This window comes from Wolbachia pipientis, from assembly GCF_023661085.1.
Taxonomy (GTDB): domain Bacteria; phylum Pseudomonadota; class Alphaproteobacteria; order Rickettsiales; family Anaplasmataceae; genus Wolbachia.
Window position 1 is genome coordinate 1 of sequence record NZ_JAHDJT010000106.1, and the last position, 4,967, is coordinate 4,967.

At 34.4% G+C, this 4,967-nt stretch carries 5 protein-coding genes; 4 read left to right on the forward strand and 1 reads right to left on the reverse strand.

Annotation, left to right across the window (positions count from 1 at the left end):
- Window positions 1–36 precede the first annotated feature (36 nt).
- The 3 genes from DM84_RS04920 (at window position 37) to tsaB (ending at window position 3,003) form a co-directional block, all read left to right on the forward strand.
- Window positions 37–1,167 carry a porin gene (locus DM84_RS04920; protein WP_250778798.1) on the forward strand — a complete coding sequence of 377 codons (1,131 nt, stop codon included), beginning with the start codon at window positions 37–39 and terminating at the stop codon, window positions 1,165–1,167.
- Between the two features lie 88 nt (window positions 1,168–1,255).
- Window positions 1,256–2,386, forward strand: a complete 1,131-nt coding sequence (locus DM84_RS04925; RefSeq protein WP_250778794.1) for a cation:dicarboxylate symporter family transporter — start codon at window positions 1,256–1,258, stop codon at window positions 2,384–2,386.
- The gene (tsaB, locus tag DM84_RS04930) at window positions 2,386–3,003 is read left to right on the forward strand and encodes a tRNA (adenosine(37)-N6)-threonylcarbamoyltransferase complex dimerization subunit type 1 TsaB (RefSeq protein WP_250778796.1); all 618 of its coding nucleotides are present in this window, start codon (window positions 2,386–2,388) and stop codon (window positions 3,001–3,003) included. The genes DM84_RS04925 and tsaB overlap by 1 nt, the downstream gene beginning before the upstream one ends.
- On the opposite strand, the gene DM84_RS04935 is transcribed toward tsaB, so the two are convergent.
- The gene (locus DM84_RS04935) at window positions 3,004–3,624 is read right to left on the reverse strand and encodes a DEAD/DEAH box helicase family protein (RefSeq protein ID WP_250778799.1); all 621 of its coding nucleotides are present in this window, start codon (window positions 3,622–3,624) and stop codon (window positions 3,004–3,006) included.
- Between the two features lie 266 nt (window positions 3,625–3,890).
- On the opposite strand from DM84_RS04935, the gene DM84_RS04940 reads away from it, so the two are divergent.
- Complete coding sequence (locus DM84_RS04940; protein ID WP_250778797.1) at window positions 3,891–4,601, forward strand: class II aldolase/adducin family protein; 711 nt, start codon at window positions 3,891–3,893, stop codon at window positions 4,599–4,601.
- The last annotated feature ends 366 nt before the right edge of the window (window positions 4,602–4,967 follow it).

Consider the following 4,967-nt stretch of genomic DNA (forward strand, 5'->3'; position numbering starts at 1 on the left):
AAATATTGCCTGGTGGCGTTGCTTTCGTTATTACTCTTGCAAAATAGTGCTAATGCTAGGGTAATTCTGGATAAGGGAATATTTTATGCAGAACTGGACGGAAAGATAGATTTGAGATTTGGCTACGCTTTTAACAAAGATTCTTTCAATACTAAGCCTAAAGACAAGACTTCAAGTTACTCATACTTGCGCTTTCTTTATTTACAGCAAGTTTACCCAAATACTCAAATGGGGTTTAATATTAAGGCAGGAGTTTCTGGTATCGCAAACCTAAAGGCGTTAGACATAGAAAAACTAGGCATGGAAGAATGGTATTTTATCATAAAAAACCGGGGGCTTGGATCAATCGAGTATGGAAAAAGAAGTTTAGTCAGTCAAAGTATGCTGATCAATACTTCAAAAATTTACGTGGCTGCTGGAGGAGTAAATGGTTGCTGGGTAAACTATGCAAATCTGCGTGGCGATGAAAAGAAGGGCATTGGTACTGGATACGATAAAGATAAAGTCTTTTGGGTTAAACCCAATATTTATAGTGATTATAATGGACTAGAGCTGAAATTAAAGCAACCAGCAATAAGCTATATCTCCCCTAAGGTTTATAACTTTCAACTTGGGCTTAGTTATGTTCCAGGGAAGAATAACTTGTATTATAGCAATCTAGTTGCTGCTGGCCTTTCCTATAAGAATAGTTTGTCGGATGATATAAATTTTACTGCTGCTTTAACTGGTGAATTTGCAAGGGAAAATTTAACTGGTTGCTCAAATGGAACCTCTGAAAGTTATGAGTGCTGTAACCAGTTGCTACACTGGAATTTTGGTTTAAACCTGAAACTTTTCGATCTTGATTGCATTTTCTCATATGGTAATGGTGGTAAATCGGGTAAGAGATATAATCCTGAAACGACTAATACGTATTATACGAATGCAGGTGTTGCTTACCGCTCTGATTCTCGCAAATTGAGCTTAACATATTTTAGTAGTGGTCGGGATATTGCAGACAAAGGTACGAACAGATTAACATTATATGCTTTAAGCCTTGAAAGTTCTCTTTTTATGGGCACTTCATACTATTTCAATATTGTAAAATTTAATGCCGAAGAGCCCATCGAAGAGTCCAAAAACAACTCAGGTTACGTGCTTTTGGCCGGGCTAAAGTTGAGTTTTTGATAAATGCATTCCAGCAGTTTAGACAGTTTTGCTTTACTTGAAAACTGACTCACTGCATTATGTTCATAGAATATTGCTATATCAAAACATGCTACAACTGCTAATCTTACTCACTATTATTGCTTCAGTTGTATTTTTTGGTCATTTAGTTCCAATAGAAGCAAAAACCTTTTTGTATTCAGTGAGCTTAAGTATCAAAGAAATTTTGCTATTTATAATGCCTTTTATTGTTTTTGCGTTAATCTTTAGCAGCGTTAGCAATCTTAAGCAGTCGGCTATAAAGTTTATACTATTACTTGTTATAATGATTTTCTTATCGAATCTAGCTTCAAGTTTAATTGCTTATTCGATTGGGTACTTTGTTCTGCAAAACACTTATCTGATACAAGATATAACATATGAAGAAACAATTGCTCCTTTGTGGTCGTTTAAGCTACCGCTACTCCTTTCTAACTTTCATGCTCTCGCTTATGGATTTATATCCAGTTTAATAGTGTCTGTTCTGCTGCCCAAAAAGAGTAAAGAGCTCTCGCGCAAAATGTCAGACTTAACTTTGTTTATTCTAAAAGCCTTTTTGATACCAGTTATTCCAGTATTCGTACTGGGGCTTGCTTTAAAAATGCAACATGATCAGGTTCTATCTATAATATTCAAAGATTGCTCAATAATTTTTGTTATTATAGCATTTGTAACTTACTTTTATGTTTTTCTCTTATACGGAGCAGCAAATTCGTTTAAGATCACAAACTGGATAACTAGCATAAGCAATATGATGCCAGCACTTATTACTGCGATGAGTACAATGTCTAGCAATGCAACTATGCCACTTACTCTTGAAGGAAGTAGGAAAAATGTAAAGCAACCTGATGTAGCATCGTCTGTTATACCAATAACTGCTGGCTTTCATTTAGTAGGTGATTGCTTTTTTATTATAATATTATCGATGATAACAACTTCTGGTTATGCATTATCCACGACAGACTATGTAACTTTCCTTCTTTATTTTTTGTTATTTAAGTTTGCTATCGCTGCAGTTCCGGCAGGAGGAATTGTGGTAATGCTGCCTGTTCTTGAAAGGTATCTTAAATTCTCTCCAGAAATGCTCTCGTTAATCACGGCATTATATGTAGTGTTTGATCCAATAATAACTTCAGCAAATGTTATGGGTAATGGCGCCTTTACTATAATGTTTACAAAACTCTATGATAAGCTTAGGTAATGTCCATTCTAGCGATTGATACTGTAGGTGCTGGTAGCTCAATAGCGATAATCGACCATGATGGCAATTGTTTTGTAGAGCGTAATTCCACTAGCAATAGTCACGCAGAAACATTTTTTCAAATTTTGAACACTCTGTTCAATAAGCACAATTACAGCTACGATAAAATAGACCATTTAGTGGTAGTAGTTGGACCAGGAAGTTTTACTGGAATTAGAGTTGGTATATCAGCTGCAAAAGGCATAAATCTTGTTACGAATAAGCCGTTATATGGAGTGAACGCACTGGAAGTTCAGGCGTATGCAATATCCTTGCTTTGTGCAAACAGTAAAAAAAATATCAGAGCTATAATCAAAAATGCTCAAGGGTTTTACACGCAGTTATTTGATTTCAATTTATTGCCGTTGTCAGAGCCAGTTGCAGCTGCCGGATCCCAGTGTGTGATAGGTACTGGGACGACAGACAATAACTGCATCACATATGTGGATTGCAATTTACCAGAGTTAAATGCTAGCTATGCAGGACTATTGGTCCGTTACAAGCTAGAAAATAAACAAAAATTAAATGGGGTCAACGCTCTATATTTAAATGAGCCTCAGTATATGAAATTATTATAATTACCCTTTTGCGTAAATTCTATCGATTTGACTAAGTCTGTACATCTGGTTTGTTATTTCTTCGGCTACTTCTTTTATACTCATATTTGAATTTTCTATTTCTATGGCATTCGGCGGTATAAATAAATTACGAGTCCTAAATTTCTCTATAATACTGCTCATGCTAGTAACCTTCTTATTTTCTCTTTGTCTTTTTAATTTAATGCGTTTTTGTAATGTAGGTAGATCACACCTTAGCACTATAGGAAGAATTCTTGTATTCATTCTTTTACTAAGCTCTACTACTGAGTTATACACCCTTATATTGTAGTCATTATTTTTCATCAATTCATCGATAAATATGTAATTTTTTGAATGAATTGGATAGGCTTCTATTACCTGAAGCATAATTTGTGCAACGTTATATATTCTATCTTGGACTTCTTTAGGGATTTGGTCATATTCAAAGATATTATCATATATAGAGCGAATTTGAGTATTGTTGGAAAAGTTGCTGTTTACAATCAGTGCACCTATCATATTAGATAATTCTATTGCTGTAGAAAGCTTGCCACTTCCTGAAAAGCCGATAATATATACGAAAACTCCTGTTATCTTTTCCTTTGTATTAATGTTTATCATATTATTTATAATGTTAAAATCTATATTCATAATAACATGAAACTTAAACTTTAAAACATTTGAAACATTATATAGAAAAATTATTTTTACAGTTAAGATATTATGTAATTCAGGGACATAAATTCCGTACAAGTTCCATAGATTATGTAATAGAGAATTGTTTACTAAGAATTCCTCTTCCTCTAATTTACCTCCAAACTAAAAGTATGAGTTTACTATGAGCCCCTTTTCTTGTATAAACTTTCAGAAGATCTTAGCTGAAAATTGTGTTGTTAACAAAGAGCAAGGTAAAAAGGGACTTAGTCTACGCCTATCAGATTTTATCTTACTTGGGACTGGATGACCATACATATACTCACCTATCGGTGCGTTCTGAGGATCAAAAGTCGTTTTATATTTATCCATTTGGTATATGCTTTAATGAAGTGAATGAAAATTCATTAATGAAGGTGTCGTTTGATGGAAATGTTATTGAGGGCAAAGAATACCAATATAATAAAACTGGCTATATAATCCACGGCTTTATTTATCAAGCAAGGAAAGATATTCAAGCAATTTTTCACTTACATACACCTTCTATTGTAGCAGTTTCCTCCCTCAAAGATGGGTTATTTCCAACAAGTCAGTGGGCACTGCATTTTTACAATAAGGTATCTTACCATGATTATAATTCCCTGGCACTTGATGATACAGAAGGAAAGAGACTAATAGCTGATCTAAAAGAAAATTTTGTGATGTTAATGCGCAATCATGGATCTATAACATGTGGTCGTACTATACAAGAAGCGATGTTTTATACATATCACTTAGAACAAGCGTGTAAAACTCAATGTTTAACATTAGCAATGAATAGGGAATTATCAATTCCAAGCGAAGAAATTTGCTCAAAAGCTGTAAAGGATCTTTTGTCTTTCGAAAGCAGTCTTGGTGAAAGAGATTGGCACGCATGGGTTAGACTAATTAAAAGTAAGTTGTAAGAGGCTCTTCGCACTACTATCTTTTTCTTCCAGTGCTCCCTCTTCTGTCATTTCAGTGCTCTCTTCTTGTCGTCCAAGTAGCCCCTTTCCTGTCATCCCAGTACTTGATACTGGGATCTAAGATACTACTTTAGTAATAAATATTTAAGAAATTTCCCAAGCAAGAAAAAAGCAAAAGAAGCCCTGGTCGGTATTTATTGTCAGTATTGGCGTTTTTATGCCTCAAACGCTGCAATTTAGCTGCTTTTAAACGCAACTAGTCTAAGCTATAATATTTAAGAAATTTACCAAATAAAAAAGGCAAAGAAACTCCGAGTGGCGAGTTTTGACTCTATAATACTTTAAATTGGCGCTATAATAATTTAC